Raw genomic sequence first — 17,568 nt, forward strand, 5'->3', positions numbered from 1 at the left:
CGCTCCCTGAATGGGATTCGCCAGGCCTGACAACGTGGAGCGCATTCGACCTGGCGACACCGAGGAGATTCTCATGGCCCGCAGAGCAGACGTGGACGTGCCCGACCTGACCGGCGCACTGGTGGTGCTGACCGGGGGCAGTGACGGCGTCGGCTTCGGGTTGGCCGGCCGGCTGGCGGCGGCCGGAGCCGAGGTCATCCTGCCGGTACGCAACCCCGTCAAAGGCGGCCGTGCCGTCGAGCGCATCACCGCAGCCGTGCCCGGCGCGCGGGTCAGCATCAGGGATCTCGACCTCTCGTCATTGCAGTCGGTGGCCGACCTCGCCGATGTGCTTCTCGCCGAGGGGCGGCCGATCCATCTGCTGATCAACAACGCCGGGGTGATGAGGCCTCCGGCCCGCCACACCACCGTCGATGGTTTCGAATTACAGTGGGGCACCAACCATCTCGGGCACTTCGCGCTGACCGCCCGGCTGATGCCTTTGTTGACGGCGGGCAACGCCCGCATCACGACCCAGTCGAGCATCGCGGCGCGCTCGGGCGCCATCAACTGGGGCGACACCGATTTCGCCAAAGCCTACTCGTCGGCAAAGGCCTACGGTCAGTCCAAGATCGCCAACCTGATGTTCGGCCTGGAGCTGGATCGGCGCAGCGCGCAGGCCGGGTGGGGTGTCACCAGCGACGTCTCCCACCCCGGGGTCACCGCCACCAACCTGCTGGCAGCGCAGCCGCACATGGGTCGCGCCAGCGACACACTCTCGGTACGCATCATCCGATCGCTGGCCCGGGTGGGGATCCTCACCCAAACCGTCGACCAGGGGCTCCTTCCCGCCCTGTACGCCGCCACCCATCCTGACGCGCAAGGCGGCAAGTTGTACGGGCCCAGCGGTTTCCAGCACACCGCCGGAGCGCCGGCCGAGCAGCAGGTCTACCGGCCCGCAGGCGACATGGCCGATGCCGCGCGTCTGTGGGAGCTGTCGGAGAAACTCGTCGGCCTGCGCTTCGCACACCGGTAGAGGGGCGGCGCCTACTGGCCGAGAGCGGCGAGCAGCTGCCGGAACTGTCTGCGCTGGGCGTCACTCAGCGGGGCCAGGACGCGTTCCTCCGCGGCGCGGACGCCGTCGATGGTCCGGTCGAGCACCATCCGGCCCTCGCGCGTCAACTCCGCAGGCCGCGACCGGCCCGACGGCACCTCGGCGGGGCGGGTGACGAGTCCGCAATCCTGCAGTCCGCGCACGACCATGTTCATCGCCTGCGGCGACACCATCATGGTGCGCGCGAGTTCGGCGTTGGAGCGGCCGGGGTAGCGCGACAGGCTGCGCATGCAGATGTACTGCGGGAACGAGAGTCCGATCGGCTCGAGCACCGTCACGCTCACCTCGGCGCGCAGCGCGGTGTTCAGCCGGTGCAGCAGAAATGCCAGCGGCTGATCCTCGGTCCCTGACATGTCAACTATATTGACATATATCAACTGGGTTGATACCAAGGTGTCATGACCAATCCCTCGAATCAGATGTTCGATGCCGCCTACCGTGGCGAGGCCGATGAAGTGGGAGCAGGCTCCCGCCCGCCGTGGAGCATCGGTGTCCCGCAGCCCGAGATCGCCGCACTGATCGATGCCGGAAAGTTCCACGGTGCGGTTCTCGACGCCGGCTGCGGCGAGGCCGCCGTGTCGATGTATCTCGCCGAGCGCGGTTTCACGACCGTCGGCCTCGACCAGTCTCCGGCAGGCATCGAGCTCGCCCGGGCGGAAGCCGCGCGCCGCGGGCTGGACAACGCGACCTTCGAGGTCGCCGATATCAGCGCCTTCACCGGTTACGACGGCCGCTTCGGCACCATTGTCGACAGCACGCTGTTCCGTTCGATGCCGGTCGAGCTGCGCGAGGGCTATCAGCAGTCCATTGTGCGGGCCGCCGCGCCGGGGGCGTCGTACTTCGTGCTCGTCTTCGACCGCACGGCCATGCCCGCGGGCCCGGTCAACGCCGTCACCGAGGACGAACTGCGCGACGTGGTGTCCACCTACTGGGTCGTCGACGAGATCCGGCCCGCCCGCATCCACGCCCAGGTTCCGCAGGCGTTTGCCCAGAATTTCACGGAGTTCGCAGGCGGGGACGTCCGCGACGAAGCCGACGGGCGCAAGTCCGTGGGGGCGTGGCTGCTCTCTGCACACCTCGGGTGACGGGCCGCATCCACCCATTCGCCATGGGGTGAGGCCGAGTTTGGCAGGATTGGGGGAGTCGTCTCGCCGACGGCACCTCGCGCGCGGCCGAAAGGAGCCCGATGGCCCCGATGTCCCAGCCAATTGGTGACCAGTCCTCCCGTTTCCGGCCCGCCTACTCCAGAGTGCTGCTCAAGTTGGGCGGCGAGATGTTCGGCGGCGGACAGGTGGGGCTGGATCCCGACGTGGTCGCGCTGGTGGCGCGTCAGATCGCCGAAGTGGTCCGCAGCGGCGCCCAGGTGGCCGTCGTCATCGGTGGCGGAAACTTCTTCCGCGGCGCCCAACTGCAGCAGCGCGGCATGGAGCGCTCCCGGTCCGACTACATGGGCATGCTCGGCACCGTGATGAACAGCCTTGCGCTGCAAGACTTCCTGGAGAAAGAGGGCATCCAGACGCGGGTGCAGACCGCCATCACGATGGGGCAGGTCGCCGAGCCCTACATTCCGTTGCGCGCCCGCAGGCATCTGGAGAAGGGACGTGTGGTCATCTTCGGTGCCGGCATGGGGCTGCCGTACTTCTCCACCGACACCACCGCCGCGCAGCGGGCGCTGGAGATCGGCGCCGACGTGGTGTTGATGGCCAAGGCCGTCGACGGCATCTTCACCGACGACCCCCGAGTCAATGCCGATGCCGAGATGCTGACCGCGATCAGCCACCGCGAGGTCATCGACCGGGGCCTGAAAGTGGCCGATGCGACGGCCTTCAGCCTGTGCATGGACAACGGCATGCCGATCCTGGTGTTCAACCTGCTCACGGATGGCAATATCGCTCGTGCCGTCGCGGGTGAGAAGATCGGAACGCTGGTGACCTCGTGACCAGCTACCGGCGATGCGGTCGGGAGAAGTGTGTGCGGAGCGAGCGAAGCGACGGGAGAACTATCCAGTGATCGACGAAACCCTCTTCGACGCCGAGGAGAAGATGGAGAAGGCCGTGTCGGTGGCACGGGATGACCTCGCGTCGATTCGCACCGGCCGCGCCAACCCGGGCATGTTCAACCGGATCCAGATCGACTACTACGGCGCGATGACACCCATCACCCAGCTTGCGAGCGTGAACGTGCCCGAGGCCCGGATGGTCGTCATCAAGCCCTACGAGGCCACGATGCTGCGTCAGATCGAGGACGCGATCCGCAACTCGGATCTGGGCGTGAACCCGGGCAACGACGGCAACGTCATCCGGGTGTCGATTCCGCAGCTGACCGAGGAGCGCCGCCGGGATCTGGTCAAGCAGGCCAAGTCCAAAGGCGAGGACGCCAAGGTGTCGGTCCGCAACATCCGCCGCAAGGCGATGGAGGAACTGGCCCGGATCAAGAAGGACGGCGACGCCGGTGAGGACGAGGTGACCCGCGCGGAGAAGGACCTCGACAAGTCCACCGGGACCTACACGGCTCAGATCGACGATCTCGTCAAGCACAAAGAAGGCGAGTTGCTGGAGGTCTGAGCATGACCGATCAGCAATCGAGCACTGTGGCAGATACGCCGGTCAACGAACCAGAGCAGAACGCCGTCAAGACGGGGGGCCGCGCCGGGCGCAACCTCCCCGCAGCGATCGCTGTGGGCGCGATGCTGGGGTTCAGCGTCATCGCGATCCTGGTGTTCGTTCCGCTGGTCTGGGTGGGCGTCGTGGCGGTCGCCATGGCGGTGGCCACCCACGAGGTCGTACGCCGGCTGCGGGAGGGCGGCTACGTCATCCCGGTGATCCCCCTTCTGGTGGGCGGGCAGGCCATGGTCTGGCTGACATGGCCCTTGGGGACGGCGGGCGCGCTCGGCGCGTTCGGTGCCACGGTGGTGCTGTGCCTGATCTGGCGCCTGCTCAGCGGCGGTCTCACCCACGCCCCGGTCAACTACCTGCGCGACGTCGCGGTGACAGTGTTCCTGGCGGCATGGATCCCGCTGTTCGGCGCGTTCGGGGTCCTGCTCGTCTATCCCGAGGACGGCGGCTGGCGGGTGCTGTGCCTGATGCTCGGCGTCGTGTTCTCCGACATCGGCGGCTACACGGCCGGGGTCTTGTTCGGCAAGCATCCGATGGCGCCGGCGATCAGCCCGAAGAAATCGTGGGAAGGCCTGGCCGGCTCCCTGGTGTTCGGCACCACCGCCTCCGTGCTGGCCGTGGTGTTCCTGCTGGACAAGCCGTGGTGGATCGGTGTTCCGCTCGGAGTCATGCTCGTCATCACCGGAACACTCGGCGACCTGGTCGAATCGCAGGTCAAGCGTGACCTGGGCATCAAGGACATGGGTGCCCTACTGCCCGGGCACGGCGGACTGATGGACCGTCTCGATTCCGTTCTGCCGTCGGCCGTCGCCACGTGGGTCGTCCTGTCGCTGCTTGCCTGAGGCTCGGCGGCTGGGAGTGGGTCTCCAGAAGTGAGACAATGGCGGGGCTCATGCCCACTCCCTTGCCCCTTGTGTTCGACGCACCCCGCCGCGGTATGCCGCCGCGGCACTTCGCCGACCTCGATGACGCCGGCCGTGCCTCCGCTGTCGGCGAGCTCGGCCTACCGGCGTTCCGCGGCAAACAGCTGGCCAACCAGTACTACGGCAGGCTGATCAGCGATCCGACACAGATGACCGACCTGCCTGCCGCAGTACGCGAGCAGGTCGGTGCGGCGCTGTTCCCGGAGCTGCTGAACGCGGCGCGGGAGATCGAGTGCGACGCGGGCGAGACGCGCAAGGTGCTGTGGCGCGCCGTCGACGGAACGACCTTCGAATCGGTGCTGATGCGCTATTCGGATCGCAACACCGTGTGCATCTCGTCACAGGCGGGATGCGGCATGGCCTGCCCCTTCTGCGCGACAGGTCAGGGTGGTCTCACGCGCAACCTGTCGACCGCCGAGATTCTCGAGCAGGTGCGTGCCGCGAGTGCCGAGCTGCGCGACCGCGACGGGGGCAGACTCTCCAACGTCGTCTTCATGGGCATGGGCGAGCCGCTGGCCAACTACAACCGGGTGCTCGCGGCCGTCCGCCGCATTACGGCGCCACCCCCGAACGGCTTCGGCATCTCGGCACGGTCGGTCACCGTCTCGACGGTCGGGCTCGCTCCCGCGATCCGCAAGCTCGCCGACGAAGGCCTCAACGTCACGCTCGCGGTGTCACTGCACACCCCGGACGACGAACTGCGCGACACCCTGGTGCCGGTCAACAACAGGTGGAAGATCTCCGAAGTTCTCGATGCCGCCCGCTACTACGCCGACGTCACCGGCCGGCGGGTGTCCATCGAGTACGCGTTGATCCGCGACGTCAACGACCAGCCTTGGCGAGCCGACCTGCTGGGCAAGAAGCTGCACGGCGCGCTCGGTCCGCTCGTGCACGTCAACCTCATTCCGCTGAACCCGACACCGGGCAGCAAGTGGGACGCCAGCCCCAAGCCGGTCGAGCGGGAGTTCGTCCGGCGGGTGCGCGAGCGCGGGGTGTCCTGCACGGTACGCGATACCCGCGGTCGCGAAATCGCGGCTGCCTGTGGACAATTGGCGGCTGAGGGGTCCTAGCCGACGGTCGCTGCCGGCGGATTGACGAACCACACGTTGTCCTCGCGCAGGCTGCGGCTGCGCCAGCCGTCGGGTGTGCGCACCAGGTCGTGGTGGTAATACCCGCCGCAGCAACTCTGTTCGGCCATGCCGGGCAGCTGCATGGGGTTGTAGAACATCGCGCGCACCGCCGCGGTGTCGCCGTCGATGTCCGCTTCGATGTTGGTGATGTAGTGCATTGTCCACGGGATGGCGCCGAATCCCGCAGCCAGCCAGTCGGCGACCTCGTCACGGGATCCTGCGGCCGCACCGGCCGAGGAGTAGTCGATGTGGGCGTCGTCGGTGAACACCGAGCGGTACAGCTGCCAGTCCTTGCTGTCGACGGCGCGGGCGTACCTGTAGAGCAACGCGGCGATCTCGTCGTGATCACTCACGCGGGCATGCCGATGGTCTTGGCGTCGAGGTACTCCTTGTAGCCCTCCTCGCCGTTGCGGTAGCCCAGCCCGCTCTGCTTGGTGCCGCCGAACGGGCTGCCGATACCGAAGTGGCTCTTGCCGTTGATGGTCACGTTGCCCGTCCGCATCCGGCACGCCACCGCGAACGCCCGCTCCACGTCACCGCTGCTGACTTCGCCGGAGAGCCCATAGATGCTGTTGTTGGCGATCGCCACCGCGTCGTCGTCGGTGTCGTAGGGGGTCACGGTCAGCACGGGCCCGAAGATCTCCTCCTGCGCGATCTGCGAATCCGGGTCGACGTCGGCGAGCAGGGTCGGCTGCGTGTAGTACCCGACCGGCAGGTTCTCGGGGATGCCACCACCGGTGACCAGGCGGGCGCCGGAGTCGATTCCTGACTTGATCAATCCGAGCACCTTCTGGCGCTGACCTTCGCTGATCTGGGGGCCCTGCATGGTGCCGGGGGTCCACGGGTCGCCCACCGGGAAACCCGCCATCATGTTCTTGAGTAGCTCGATGCCTTCGTCATAGCGGCTGCGCGGCAACAGGATCCGGCTGGGCATGATGCAGCTCTGCCCGCTCATCACGCACGCCATCATCGCCGCCATCGGCAACGCGGAAGTGAAGTCGGCATCGTCGAGCACGATGTGGGCGCTCTTGCCGCCGAGCTCGAGCAGAGTCTTCTTCACCGTGGACGCTCCCGCGGCCAGGATGGCCCGGCCGGTCGCGGTCGACCCGGTGAAGGTGATCATGTCCACCCGAGGATCGGCCGACAGCGCCGCGCCCACCTCGTTGGCATTGGACACCACGACGTTGAACACCCCGGCCGGGATGTCGGTCTCCTCGGCGACGATGCGGCCGTATTCGGTGCCCGACCACGGCGTCAGCTGCGCGGGTTTGAGTACCACCGTGTTTCCGGCCATCAACGCAGGCACCGTCTCGGCGATGTTGAGGTACAGCGGCACATTCCACGGGGTGATCGCGCCGACCACCCCGACCGGCTCGTAGTGGATTTTGCGCTGCGCCGGGCCCAACGGCGTCTCGTGCACGCCGTTGTCAACCAGGTAGTCGAAGTTCCTGCCGTGCTCGGCCCAGTGCTCGACCTCGGCGATGGGACTTTCGATCTGGCTGCCTGTGACCGTGACCGGACATCCGACCTCGGTGATCAGGATGCGGCGCAGCCGTTCCTTGTTGCGCTCCAGCGCGTCATGCAACTGCATCAGGCAGTGGTGCCGGAACTCCACATCGCGCGACCAGTCTGTCTCGTCGAACGCCCGCCGGGCAGCACCCACCGCGCGCGCCATGTCCTCGACCGTGCCGTCGGTCGCCTGGCCGGCCACCTGCTCGCTGGCCGGATGGACCACCTCGAATGTGGCTCCGCTGCCGGTCAACTGCAGCTCACCGTCGATGAGCATGCGCTCGTCGCCCGCGAGCACCCCGGTGTCGGTCTGCGCTGTCGTCATGACAGCCAGCTTTACAATATTTCAGCTCAGTGTCACGCGTTTTGGTTCAGCTGGTCTTGATTCCCACGGCGTGCCGCAGCTGTGCCAGGAACTGATCGTCGTCGTCGGCCCGGACGATGTAGTGCGAGACGGCCACCCGGATCGCGGTGGCGGCCTTGACTGCCCCGTTCGCGCCGGGCAGCAGCTTCTCCAGCTGGCCGCGCATCGACGGAATGATGTGGGCCAGCCGCGAGATCACGACCTCGGGCTCGATGTCCACGAGCCGCACGCCCGAGTAGGACTGCTGGTACTCGACGATGAACCGCATCGCGGCGTCCACGCGTTCGGTGCCACGCAGGCCCGCGGTCGCCTTGGCGATACCGGTTTCGAACATCTCGCGCTCGTAGATGCCGAACGCTTCCAGTAGTGCCTGCTTGTCGGCGAACCATCGATACAACGTCGGCCGCGACACCCCCGCCTGCAGGGCGACCTCGGACAGGCTGAGCTTGGTCTGCCCGCTGCGGCCGAGGACCTCCGCGGTCGCGACGAGAATCCGGTGCCGCGTCGAGGTGTCCTCGGGGACGTCGGTGGCATCGCGTGCTGGTTGGTTCACGTACCTGGCCTTACTTACGGGTTCGCTGTCGATCGTAAAGCGTGCCGGGGTGAAGGGCCGACGGCGCGCGGGGCATTCTTGGTCACACAGTCGGTCACAGGGCCTTTTTCACCGCTGCAACGGTGTCGAGATCCGCGAGCGCCTCCAGGCTGCGTTCGAGTCCTTTCATCGCGATGTCTGCGCCCTGCATGCCGCCCATCCCGGCGGTGATCATCGTGGCGACGTACGGGTACAGCGCGCTCTGCCGGTACCGGTCCCACAGCCCGTCGCGGTCCAGCTCGGGTCCGCCCGACGCGGCGAGCGCACCGCGGTAGACGTCGAGAAGATCGCGCTGAGACTCCCGCCTGCTCTCGGTCGTCATGCTCGTCACCAGCGTGTACGCGAGTTCCCGGCTGGGGTGGCCGCGTCGCACGGCCTGCCAGTCGAGCAGGCCGGCCTTCCCCTCGCGAAAGTACAGATTGCCCGGGTGTGCGTCGCCGTGCATGACGGTGTGCGGCGGACGGTCGATGAGCGCCGCGGCCGCGCGATAGTTCTGGTCGATGAAGCGGCCGCGCTCCAGCGGCAGGTCCGTTCGTTCGGCCAGGCGTTGCGACGACATCCGCAGCAGCGGCGCGGTGAGCAGCGACGCGCTGTCGGCCGAGGCCGTATAGATCCAGTTCAGTGGTCCGGTGTCGTCGGTGGGGAACCGGTCCCAGAAGGTGGCGTGCAGCCGGGCCAGCAGTTCGACGACGAGCGCAGCCCGGTCGGCGTCGATCGGGTGCAGGGTGTCGGGAAACTCGCATGTGGTGGCTGACAGGTCCTCGAGGATGAGGACGAATCTGCCCGATAGCGGGTCGAATCTCCGTCCGTAGCAGCGCGGCACACCCGTCAGTTCGGGGGCGAGCCGGCCGTAGAAACGCGTCTCGGTATCGGCGAGGTTGCCCAGTTCGCCCATCAGGCGGGTGGCCACCGTCTCGGCCGCCATCTTGACGAACACCGAGGCGGGGACGGCGTGGCCGGTGAGCGCCAGCCGGGCCCGCGACGACGTCCCGGCATCGCCGCCGATCAGCGACACCGAGGTCACCGTCGCGCCGATCAGCGACGACAGCGTGGCCGCGTCGAGATCGTCGATGGTGCGGGGGAAGGAACGCAGCCGGCCGACCAGCGTGTCGGCGCCGATCCTGCCGAGGCCACGGCCAAGATGCGAGGCGAGACCGGCGACCGGCCCGATGCGCTGGGAGATGAGGGAAACCACGAGCCTCCTAGGCTTGGATCGGTTCGGGAAGGGGTGGCACGCCATGGCTGGTCCGCTGGAAGGCATCAGGGTCGTCGAACTCGGGGTCTGGGTGGCGGGACCCGCGGCCGGCGGAATCCTTGCGGACTGGGGCGCCGACGTCGTCAAGATCGAGCCGCCCGACGGGGATCCGGCCCGCACGTTCGGCCGGATGCTGGGCATCAGCCCCCAGGACCGGCATCATGTGAGCCCGCCGTTCCAGATGGACAACCGCGGTAAGCGCAGTGTGGTGCTCGACCTGGCGTCCGACGACGGGAAGGCGCGCGCGCAGGCTCTGTTGGACGGCGCCGATGTGTTCCTGACCAACATCCGCACCGGTGCCCTGCGGCGGATCGGCCTGGATTTCGCGGCGGTGGCGGCCGCGAACCCGCGGCTGGTCTATGGCCTGATCACCGGCTACGGCGCCGAGGGACCCGACGCGGACCGGCCGGCCTACGACGTCGCCGCATTCTGGGCCAGGTCGGGCCTGGCCCACCTGCTGACCCGGCCGGGCGAGACGCCCCCGTTCCAGCGCGGCGGGATGGGCGATCACATGGCGGGCATGACGCTGGCCGGTGCGATCTGCGCCGCCCTGGTGGCGCGGACACGAACCGGCGCAGGCCAATTGGTGACGACCTCGCTGTACCGCCAGGGCGCCTACACCGTCAGCTTCGACCTCAACACGTTTCTGATCACCGGCCACGCGATCGCGATCGGGCAGCGCGAGACGATGGGCAACCCGTGCATGAACAACTACACCGCGGCCGATGGTCGTCGATTCTGGCTGGTGGGTCTGCAGGGCGACCGGCACTGGCCCGCTTTGTGCGCGTGCGTGCAACGGCCCGACTGGCTGACCGATGAACGGTTCGCCACCGGCCGGGCCCGTGCCACCAACGCGGGCGAGTTGATCGCCGAACTCGACGCCATCTTCGCCGCCAAGACGCTCGACGAATGGGCCGAGATATTCGCCGCACAACCTGATCTGTTCTGGTCGCCGATCAATTCGATGGAGGATGTGATCGCCGACGAGCAATTCCACGCCGCAGGCGGGGTGGTCTACGTACCCGACGCCGACGGCGGTGCGGTACCGATGGTGGCCACGCCTGCGGATTTTCACGGCACACCGAACGAAGTGCGCTGCAGCGCACCCGAACTGGGTGAGCACACCGCCGAGATCCTTGACGAACTCAGCCATCGGTGAACCGGGGTGAGTGGGCCTGCGGCTTCACCCGGGCGGCGTGCCGCAGCTGGGCCAGAAAATCGCCGGAATCGTCGCTGCGCACCAGGTACTGCGAGATCGCCACGCGGACCGCGGTGGCAGCGGACAGTTCGGCGTCCGGTCCGCTGCACAGGCGTTGCAGGCGGTCGCGCATCAACGGCAGGACACTCGCCATCCGTGCGATCACCTGGTCGGGCTCCACGTCGACCATCCGAAGCCCCGGGTAAGACAGCTGGTATTCGACGATGACCCGCAATGCGGCGTCGAGGCGTTGGTGCGCAGGCACATTGGCGGTGGCGCGGGCGATCGCGCGTTCGTAGTATCGCCGCTCCCAGGCCACGAAGACGTCCAGCAGCTCGCGCTTGTCGGCAAAGTAGCGATACAGCGTGGGCCGTGACACACCCGCCTGAGCCGCCACCTCGGACAGCGACAGCTTGGTTGTGCCGTTGCGGCCCAGCACCTCTGCCGTGGCGGCCAATATGCGCTGACGCGTGGAGTTGTCCGGATCGCCGTCATTGCCCGACGCCGAGTGCTGCATCATGACAGCTTTACAAATTACCGGCCAACTGTCACGCTATTTCCGTGAAGGTCCGAGTGGATCCCGCCAAGTGCACCGGGCACGGCATCTGTGAGTCCATCGCCGATGAGGTCTTCGAGGTGCAGGACGACGGCACCGTGGTGATCCACGACGCCGAGCGTCCCGAGGCCGACCGCAGCCGGATGCAGCAGGCGGTCACTCAGTGCCCGGTCGCTGCGCTGACGCTCACCGACTGACTACGCCGGGGGTCGCGGGCGGACGAGCACCGACTGCTGGATGGCCCCGACGGCACCGTCCTCGTCGAACAGGGTGCCCAGCGTCGTGCCGATTCCGTCAGGTCCGTAACTGGTTTCGGCGCGGATGCCGATCCACTCTCCGTCGGGCACCCGGTGGATGTGCACTGCGAGATCGGTGTTGAGGAACGTCCATTTCCGGATGTCGAGCTTGGTGCCGATGCCGTTCGCGTCGTCGGCGACCACGAACAGCCGCTCCAGCGGCGTCATCGCCTCACCCTCGACGAGGTCCACCTCGGGCTTGAGCCACGATTCGCCCGGGCCGTCACTCATCGGCGTGGTCAACCACCGCCAGTCAAGACTGTGGACGTAGTTGCGGTCCCAGTCCTTCGCCATGTCGCGGGTCCGTGCCTCCGACCGAGGGCGAAGTGGTTCGGCCGGCGCATGTGTCACGAAGGCGGTGTCGATGGTCTGCAGCCGCCACCCGCTGGCCCTGGCCACCGGCCGTGGCGCGCCGTCCGGGCCGAGCGCGAGCATCTCGGCGCTGACGAGCTCGATCTGCTTGCCTGCGCGCTCCCGCCGCGCCCGAACCCACAACTCGCCCTCAGCCGGCACCGGCCCCAGCAGATCGACCAGCACTCGGCTGAGGCGCGTGTCGTCCCGCGGCTCGCAGCGCTGCAGGCCCCGGACCAGAAGCGCTGACACCGGCGCCGCGTGCTGAATGGCTGCCGACCACGTGCTCCGCACGAAATCTGTTGCCGCGAACTTCTCCCCGCGATCGTCGGACGCGTCGACGAGCTCGTAGTAGGCATCGGTCACCACGGACCCCCTCAGTGCATCTCGGCGACGAACCCGGCGGCGGGCACGTCGACTGTGGTTGCGTCCAGGCGCGAGAGCAGAGTTCCGCGCAGCCTCTCGGGATAGGCATCGGTGGTCGTCACCAGGAACAGGGTCCGGCCCTCTGGGCCACCGAGTGCGCACGCGATCGCGATCCGGTCGCCGACGTCGATGCGGTCGGTCACCTGCCCCCCGTCCACGATCCGGCTGAACCGGTGGGCCAGCGTCATCGCGACCCAGACTCCGCCCGAGGTGTCCAGGCAGATCCCGTCCGGGGGACCCTCCAGCCCGTCGGCGAAAACCCGTCGACCGCCGAGGGTTCCGTCTGCAGCGACGGTGAAGGCCGTCAGGCGTCTGCCGGTGGATTCGGCGACGATCAGCGTTGCGCCGTCGGGAGAGAGGGCCATCCCGTTCGGGAAGTCCAGGCCGTCGGCAACGACCGTGGTCTGCTTCTCGTCGTCGGGATCGACGCGCACGATGACGCCGCCGCCGGCGCGGGCCTGGGAGCCTATGTAGGCGCACCCGTGTCGGTCGACCACCATGTCTCCGAGGTCGGCGGGGACCAACTTCGACAGGTCGGCGATCGTGACGACCGATTCCCCGTCGTAGCGCAGCACCTGTCTGTGCTGGGTGGACACGATCAGCAGGGATCCGTCCGGGCGAAACCCCAGGCCGGACGGGGCGTGCCCGGCCAAGGGGAGCGTGCTCATCTCGCGCTCCAGCGTCACGGTGTGCACCGCCTCGCCCAGCATGTCCGAGAACCACACCAGGCCCTCGAACCAGCGCGGTCCCTCACCGAAGCAGAAGCCTTTGGCCAACGGAGTCAGCGTCATGACATGACTTTACAAAACACGCGACGAGTGTCACGCTCGCTGGGTGCAGCTGTCAACCAGGAGCATGTCGTGACGATGAAGAAATACCACAGCCACACGCTGCTTTATCTGCACGAGACCATCAATCTCGGCGCGGTGCACGGCGACCGGTTCGTCACGGAGTTCACCGATGTGTACCAGCCGATGATGACCGACCTCGGTGCCCGCCTCTTCGCGATGTGGGAGACGACGCCCTACAACGGGCACTGGCCGCAGGTCACGATCGTCTGGGAGATCGACGCATTCGCCGACTACGCCCGGATCGGGCGTGCCCAGGCCCGCGGCGGCAGTCACGCCGCCGAGGCCGCCACGTGGTCGACCTTTCTCCGCGACACCGGATCCCGGGGTGAGGGCCGAATCATGTACGCAGGCCGCGCCAACAAGACCCTGGCCCAGCTGCAGGAGTCCGATATCACCGCGTCACTGGTGATCCAGGAGATCATGCAGACCAAACCGGGCCGGCAGGACGACTACATCCGCGAACTCGAACGCCTCTACGTGCCGTGGTCCGAATCGACCGGCAAGCGGTGGCTGGGCTCCTTCATCACGACGTTCCGGTTCAACGAGGTGATCCATTACTGGGCGCTGGACGGGGGTTGGGACTGCTTCGAGAATCACTACCCGTCCTGGAAGGGAAGCCCACCCGCCGAAATCGTCACCTGGATGAGCGTCGCCCCCGCACTGCGCGACGGCTGGGAGGATTCGATCCTGGCCGCCCTGCCGCCGTCCCCGCTGCAGTGAGCGCGACGATGCCCGCCGCCCAGTTCTCCTACGACCCGTTCGATCCCGCGGTCATGGCCGACCCGCTGCCGTTCTACCGCGTACTGCGCGACGCGCATCCGGTCTACTACCTGGACAGGTGGGACACCTACGCACTGTCGCGGTTCGACGACATCTGGAACGTCCTGGAGGTCAACGACGGAACGTTTGTCGCCTCGGAGGGAACGCTGCCCGCCGCCACGGTGCTGGCCGGCCGCAACGCGGGGCCGGTTGCCGATCCGCCGTTGCACCCCATGCCTTTTCATGCGAATTTCGACGCGCCGATCTACGATGAGGTCCGCCGTTGCACGGCAGCACCGTTCCGGCCCAAGAACGTCGCGAAGCTGGGGGAGCGAATCCGTACGCTCGCCAACGAACGGCTCGACGAGCTGCTACCCCGCGGCCGGTTCGACCTCACGCAGGAGTACGGCGGCATCGTCGCCGCCTCGATTGTCTGCGACATCGTGGGCCTGCCAGCTGATCTGGCTTCTGACGTGCTGGCCACCGTCAACGCGGGCAGCCTGGCGCAGCCGGGCAGCGGCGTCGAGGTCGCCAACGCCCGCCCCGGATACCTGGAGTATCTGACCCCCGTGGTCGAACGCGCCAGAGCCGGTGAGCCGGGTGCGCTTCCGATCGTCGACAATCTGCTGGCCTACCGGCTGCCCGACGGTTCGGGCCTGTCCGACTCCGAAGCCGCCGTGCAACTGCTCGGAGTCTTCATCGGAGGGACCGAGACGGTGCCCAAAATCGTCGCGCACGGGCTGTGGGAGCTGTCCGGCCACCCCGATCAGCTCGCCGAGGTTCGCGCTGACCTGGATGCCAACGTCCCGGTCGCCCGCGAAGAGATGATCCGCTATTGCGCACCCGCGCAATGGTTCGCCCGCACGCTGCGGCGCCCGTTCACGCTGCACGACGTCACCATCGCGCCGGGACAGCGGATCATCTCGCTGCTCGCCTCGGCCAACCGGGACGAGCGTGAGTACCAGGACCCGGACCGGTTCGTCTGGAACCGGTCCATCCCGCGGCTGTTGGCGTTCGGCCGCGGACAACACTTCTGCCTGGGGTCGCACCTCGCCCGGTTGGAGATCGCGATCATGGTGACCGAGTGGCTCAAGCGGGTCCCTGACTTCCGTGTCGACACCGACGCCGCGTCACGACCGCCGTCGAGCTTCCAGTGGGGCTGGAACAACCTTCCGGTGGAGGTGCGCTGACGTGTGGTCCTATCGACTGGTAGCCCCCTACACCTTCGAGAGAACCGATGTGCTGCCACGCTCACCGGAGTCTCTGCAGGACGGCGAGGTACTGCTGCGGTTCCTCGCGGCGGGCATCTGTGGCAGCGACATCCCCGGCTTCCGGGGAGTGAAGGGCCGGGTCAGGGGCGATACCGGTGCACACGCCGCCGAGAAGGACGGCTTCCCGATCCACGAGGTCGTCGGCGAGGTGATCGCCAGCAGACACACCGCCCACACCCGCGGCGACCGCGTGGTCGGCTGGGCCTCGGGGTTCGACGGGTTGATGGAAGAGGTGGTGTCTGACGGAGATGGGTTGGCGCCCTTCGACACCTCGCTCAGTCCTGCACACGCGGTCGCCCTGCAGCCGCTGGCCTGCGTGCTCTACGCCGCCGAACACCTTCCCGACCCGGCCGGACGCCACGTCGCCGTCCTCGGTCAGGGTTCCATCGGACTGCTGTTCTCCTACGTGGTCAAGACCATGGGCGCCGCACACGTCACCGGCGTCGACCCCATCGACCGCGCCGATGTCGGACCGTCATTCGGCGTGGACACCAGCGTGCGGGCCACGAGTGACCGGTGGGTGGGTCGCCTGCTCCCGGATGCCAAGCCCGACATCGTGATCGAGGCGGTGGGCCACCAGGTGGCAACGCTGTCCCACGCCGTCGAGGCGGCCGCGTTCGGCGGCACCGTGTTCTACTTCGGCGTGCCCGACGACGACTCCTATCCGATCAGCATGCGCACCATGCTCAGGAACAACCTCACGCTGAAGTCCGGTGTGACCATGGACCGCAGGCGGGTGCTGGAGAAGGCGGACGCGTTCGCGCAGGCACACCCGGGACTGCTCGACCGGTATCTCACCCACACGTTCGGGATCGGTGACGTGCAGGCGGCATTCGATCTGGCGTCGCGTCCGGTTCCGGGGCGGATCAAGATTGCGATCGTGGCCTGACATGACGAGCAGACTGCAGGACGCGCTGGCGGGCACCGGACCGATCTGGGGCGGATGGGTGGTGGGTCCGACCCTGTACGGTCCCGAGGAATTCGCCGCCGCCGGATACGACTACGTCGGATTCGACCTCCAGCACGGCTATCTCAGCGACACCGACGTCGCGCTGATGCTGCGTCGGCTCGAGCACGTCCCGATCGCGACCGTCGTCCGCCTGCCCGACGCGGACGCGGCACCGATCGGACGGGTACTCGATGCCGGCGCGGACGGCGTCGTCGTCGCGATGGTCGAGTCGGCCGCTCAGGCCGCTGAGGCGGTGGCGGCCACGCGGTACGCGCCCGGTGGCGTGCGCAGCTTCGGGCCGCTGCGGGCAAGCCTGGGTGTCGACCCGGTGGCGCTTGCGGAGCGGGTGTCGGTCTTCGCGATGATCGAGACGACAAGAGGATTGGCCGCGCTCGACGAGATCTGCGGAGTCGACGGCCTCACCGGTATCTATGTGGGGCCCGCTGATCTGGCGATCTCGATGGGCCACGGACCGGCGGACGCGTGGACGCGAGAGGACGTCGTGGACGTGATCGGCCACATTCAGCGGACGACGACCGAGGCCGGTTTGGTTCCCGGTATCCACGCCAGCACCGGCACCATGGGAAATGCGATGGCGCGGAAAGGATTCCGGATGCTCACGCTGGCGTCCGAATCGCAGGCTTTGCGTCGCGGTGCCGCTGCGCATCTGGCCGAGGCCGTCGCGGAGGGTTCCTGATGGCCGGCGACCGTGTCGCGCTGATCACCGGTGCCGCCCGCGGACAGGGTGCCGCGATCACCGCCCGGTTGCTGCGAGACGGGTTCCGGGTCGCGGCGTGCGATCTGCGTGCCGACGACGTCAGACGCACCGTCGACAAGCTCGGCGGCGAGCGCGCCATGGCGGTGGAGCTCGACGTGGCCTCCGAGGAGCAGTGGGCGGCGGCAGTGGCGGCGGTGGTCGCACGCTTCGGCGCGCTGAGCACACTGGTCAACAACGCCGGTGTGCTGCATCGTGCGTCGCTGGCCGACGAGACCGCGGCAGGCTTCGAGGGCAGCTGGCGGGTCAATTGTCTGGGCCCGTTCCTCGGCATCCAGGCTGCGCTGCCGCACCTGCGCGATTCCGAGGGCGCCGCGATCGTGAACACCTGCAGCACCGGTGCGATCCGCCCGTTCCCCAACCACAGCGCCTACGGGTCGTCGAAATGGGCGCTGCGCGGTCTCACCCAGGTCGCGGCCGTCGAGCTGGCGCCGGCCGGGATCAGGGTGAACGCGGTGTTCCCCGGCCCGGTAGGGACACCGATGCTGGACGAGACGACGCAGACGCGGTTGGCGGCGCAGGCGCTGATGGGCCGGATCGGCACGCCCATGGAGATCGCGGACGCCGTCGCGTTCCTGGTCTCCGAGCACGCCAGCTTCATCACCGGTTCTGAGCTCATCGTCGATGGTGGGCAATCGCTGCAGATTGGATGACG

21 protein-coding genes are annotated in these 17,568 nt (G+C 67.8%); 13 read left to right on the plus strand and 8 right to left on the minus strand.

All coding sequences use genetic code 11. The annotated features are described in order from the left end of the window. Positions 1-73 precede the first annotated feature (73 nt). Entirely contained in the window at positions 74-1,015 is a 942-nt protein-coding gene (locus tag EL337_RS10320) for an SDR family oxidoreductase (RefSeq protein ID WP_048630916.1), read from the plus strand. 11 nt (positions 1,016-1,026) lie between these two features. Here the strand turns inward: EL337_RS10320 and EL337_RS10325 are convergent, their stop codons facing one another. Further along, positions 1,027-1,446, minus strand: a complete 420-nt coding sequence (locus EL337_RS10325; RefSeq protein WP_048630539.1) for a MarR family winged helix-turn-helix transcriptional regulator — start codon at positions 1,444-1,446, stop codon at positions 1,027-1,029. A 45-nt stretch (positions 1,447-1,491) separates the two neighbouring features. Between EL337_RS10325 and EL337_RS10330 the strand changes: the two genes are divergently transcribed. The 5 genes from EL337_RS10330 (at position 1,492) to rlmN (ending at position 5,701) form a co-directional block, all read left to right on the plus strand. After that, complete coding sequence (locus EL337_RS10330) at positions 1,492-2,178, plus strand: class I SAM-dependent methyltransferase (protein ID WP_048630538.1); 687 nt, start codon at positions 1,492-1,494, stop codon at positions 2,176-2,178. Positions 2,179-2,288: 110 nt separating this feature from the next. Then, positions 2,289-3,032, plus strand: a complete 744-nt coding sequence (gene pyrH, locus EL337_RS10335) for a UMP kinase (RefSeq protein ID WP_048630915.1) — start codon at positions 2,289-2,291, stop codon at positions 3,030-3,032. A gap of 67 nt (positions 3,033-3,099) precedes the next feature. Next, on the plus strand, positions 3,100-3,657 hold the full coding sequence (gene frr, locus EL337_RS10340; protein ID WP_048630537.1) for a ribosome recycling factor: 558 nt from the start codon (positions 3,100-3,102) through the stop codon (positions 3,655-3,657). 2 nt (positions 3,658-3,659) lie between these two features. Beyond that, entirely contained in the window at positions 3,660-4,550 is an 891-nt protein-coding gene (locus EL337_RS10345) for a phosphatidate cytidylyltransferase (RefSeq protein WP_048630536.1), read from the plus strand. Positions 4,551-4,600: 50 nt separating this feature from the next. After that, positions 4,601-5,701 (plus strand): dual-specificity RNA methyltransferase RlmN, encoded by a 1,101-nt coding sequence (gene rlmN / locus EL337_RS10350; RefSeq protein WP_048630914.1) that lies wholly within the window; start codon positions 4,601-4,603, stop codon positions 5,699-5,701. Here the strand turns inward: rlmN and EL337_RS10355 are convergent. The 4 genes from EL337_RS10355 to EL337_RS10370 form a co-directional block, all read right to left on the minus strand. Then, positions 5,698-6,114 carry a nuclear transport factor 2 family protein gene (locus EL337_RS10355; RefSeq protein ID WP_048630535.1) on the minus strand — a complete coding sequence of 139 codons (417 nt, stop codon included), beginning with the start codon at positions 6,112-6,114 and terminating at the stop codon, positions 5,698-5,700. The genes rlmN and EL337_RS10355 overlap by 4 nt on opposite strands. After that, entirely contained in the window at positions 6,111-7,595 is a 1,485-nt protein-coding gene (locus EL337_RS10360) for an aldehyde dehydrogenase family protein (RefSeq protein WP_048630534.1), read from the minus strand. Before EL337_RS10360 ends, EL337_RS10355 begins: the two co-directional genes overlap by 4 nt. Positions 7,596-7,641: 46 nt before the next feature. Next, positions 7,642-8,187, minus strand: coding sequence for a TetR/AcrR family transcriptional regulator (locus tag EL337_RS10365; protein WP_048630533.1), 546 nt, complete (start codon positions 8,185-8,187; stop codon positions 7,642-7,644). 94 nt (positions 8,188-8,281) lie between these two features. Then, on the minus strand, positions 8,282-9,421 hold the full coding sequence (locus EL337_RS10370) for a phosphotransferase (RefSeq protein WP_048630532.1): 1,140 nt from the start codon (positions 9,419-9,421) through the stop codon (positions 8,282-8,284). Positions 9,422-9,464: 43 nt separating this feature from the next. Between EL337_RS10370 and EL337_RS10375 the strand changes: the two genes are divergently transcribed. Continuing rightward, positions 9,465-10,640: a CaiB/BaiF CoA transferase family protein gene (locus EL337_RS10375; RefSeq protein WP_048630531.1), complete on the plus strand. Its 1,176-nt coding sequence runs from the start codon at positions 9,465-9,467 to the stop codon at positions 10,638-10,640. On the opposite strand, the gene EL337_RS10380 is transcribed toward EL337_RS10375, so the two are convergent. Then, entirely contained in the window at positions 10,627-11,196 is a 570-nt protein-coding gene (locus EL337_RS10380) for a TetR/AcrR family transcriptional regulator (RefSeq protein ID WP_232786699.1), read from the minus strand. The two genes, EL337_RS10375 and EL337_RS10380, sit on opposite strands and share 14 nt — an antisense overlap. Positions 11,197-11,240: 44 nt before the next feature. On the opposite strand from EL337_RS10380, the gene EL337_RS10385 reads away from it, so the two are divergent. Further along, a complete protein-coding gene (locus EL337_RS10385; RefSeq protein ID WP_048630529.1) occupies positions 11,241-11,432 on the plus strand; it encodes a ferredoxin in 192 nt (63 codons plus the stop codon). Here EL337_RS10385 and EL337_RS10390 read toward each other — a convergent pair whose 3' ends face one another. Continuing rightward, the gene (locus tag EL337_RS10390) at positions 11,433-12,248 is read right to left on the minus strand and encodes a thioesterase family protein (RefSeq protein ID WP_048630913.1); all 816 of its coding nucleotides are present in this window, start codon (positions 12,246-12,248) and stop codon (positions 11,433-11,435) included. A gap of 11 nt (positions 12,249-12,259) precedes the next feature. After that, positions 12,260-13,099, minus strand: a complete 840-nt coding sequence (locus EL337_RS10395; RefSeq protein ID WP_048630528.1) for an SMP-30/gluconolactonase/LRE family protein — start codon at positions 13,097-13,099, stop codon at positions 12,260-12,262. Between the two features lie 75 nt (positions 13,100-13,174). Here EL337_RS10395 and EL337_RS10400 point away from each other — a divergent pair, with 75 nt between their 5' ends. From EL337_RS10400 to EL337_RS10420, 5 genes are read left to right on the plus strand one after another with little or no spacing between them, the layout of a single operon-like run. Beyond that, positions 13,175-13,879, plus strand: a complete 705-nt coding sequence (locus EL337_RS10400; RefSeq protein ID WP_048630912.1) for a hypothetical protein — start codon at positions 13,175-13,177, stop codon at positions 13,877-13,879. An 8-nt stretch (positions 13,880-13,887) separates the two neighbouring features. Beyond that, the gene (locus tag EL337_RS10405) at positions 13,888-15,108 is read left to right on the plus strand and encodes a cytochrome P450 (RefSeq protein WP_048630911.1); all 1,221 of its coding nucleotides are present in this window, start codon (positions 13,888-13,890) and stop codon (positions 15,106-15,108) included. A gap of 1 nt (position 15,109) precedes the next feature. Continuing rightward, the gene (locus EL337_RS10410) at positions 15,110-16,078 is read left to right on the plus strand and encodes a zinc-binding dehydrogenase (protein WP_048630527.1); all 969 of its coding nucleotides are present in this window, start codon (positions 15,110-15,112) and stop codon (positions 16,076-16,078) included. Between the two features lies 1 nt (position 16,079). Continuing rightward, entirely contained in the window at positions 16,080-16,835 is a 756-nt protein-coding gene (locus EL337_RS10415) for an HpcH/HpaI aldolase family protein (RefSeq protein WP_048630526.1), read from the plus strand. Beyond that, on the plus strand, positions 16,835-17,566 hold the full coding sequence (locus EL337_RS10420) for an SDR family NAD(P)-dependent oxidoreductase (protein WP_048630525.1): 732 nt from the start codon (positions 16,835-16,837) through the stop codon (positions 17,564-17,566). The genes EL337_RS10415 and EL337_RS10420 overlap by 1 nt, the downstream gene beginning before the upstream one ends. Positions 17,567-17,568 lie beyond the last annotated feature (2 nt).

Origin of the sequence: Mycolicibacterium aurum (assembly GCF_900637195.1) — a bacterium.
GTDB classification, from domain to species: domain Bacteria; phylum Actinomycetota; class Actinomycetes; order Mycobacteriales; family Mycobacteriaceae; genus Mycobacterium; species Mycobacterium aurum.

Coding starts and splice junctions, on each gene's coding strand:
- EL337_RS10415 (WP_048630526.1), top strand. CDS start 16,080: ATGACGAGCAGACTGCAGGACGCGCTGGCGGGCACCGGACCGATCTGG.
- EL337_RS10320 (WP_048630916.1), top strand. CDS start 74: ATGGCCCGCAGAGCAGACGTGGACGTGCCCGACCTGACCGGCGCACTG.
- EL337_RS10400 (WP_048630912.1), top strand. CDS start 13,175: ATGAAGAAATACCACAGCCACACGCTGCTTTATCTGCACGAGACCATC.
- EL337_RS10380 (WP_232786699.1), bottom strand. CDS start 11,196: ATGCAGCACTCGGCGTCGGGCAATGACGGCGATCCGGACAACTCCACG.
- EL337_RS10395 (WP_048630528.1), bottom strand. CDS start 13,099: ATGACGCTGACTCCGTTGGCCAAAGGCTTCTGCTTCGGTGAGGGACCG.
- EL337_RS10375 (WP_048630531.1), top strand. CDS start 9,465: ATGGCTGGTCCGCTGGAAGGCATCAGGGTCGTCGAACTCGGGGTCTGG.
- EL337_RS10345 (WP_048630536.1), top strand. CDS start 3,660: ATGACCGATCAGCAATCGAGCACTGTGGCAGATACGCCGGTCAACGAA.
- EL337_RS10360 (WP_048630534.1), bottom strand. CDS start 7,595: ATGACGACAGCGCAGACCGACACCGGGGTGCTCGCGGGCGACGAGCGC.
- EL337_RS10325 (WP_048630539.1), bottom strand. CDS start 1,446: ATGTCAGGGACCGAGGATCAGCCGCTGGCATTTCTGCTGCACCGGCTG.
- pyrH (WP_048630915.1), top strand. CDS start 2,289: ATGTCCCAGCCAATTGGTGACCAGTCCTCCCGTTTCCGGCCCGCCTAC.
- EL337_RS10405 (WP_048630911.1), top strand. CDS start 13,888: ATGCCCGCCGCCCAGTTCTCCTACGACCCGTTCGATCCCGCGGTCATG.
- EL337_RS10420 (WP_048630525.1), top strand. CDS start 16,835: ATGGCCGGCGACCGTGTCGCGCTGATCACCGGTGCCGCCCGCGGACAG.
- EL337_RS10330 (WP_048630538.1), top strand. CDS start 1,492: ATGACCAATCCCTCGAATCAGATGTTCGATGCCGCCTACCGTGGCGAG.
- rlmN (WP_048630914.1), top strand. CDS start 4,601: ATGCCCACTCCCTTGCCCCTTGTGTTCGACGCACCCCGCCGCGGTATG.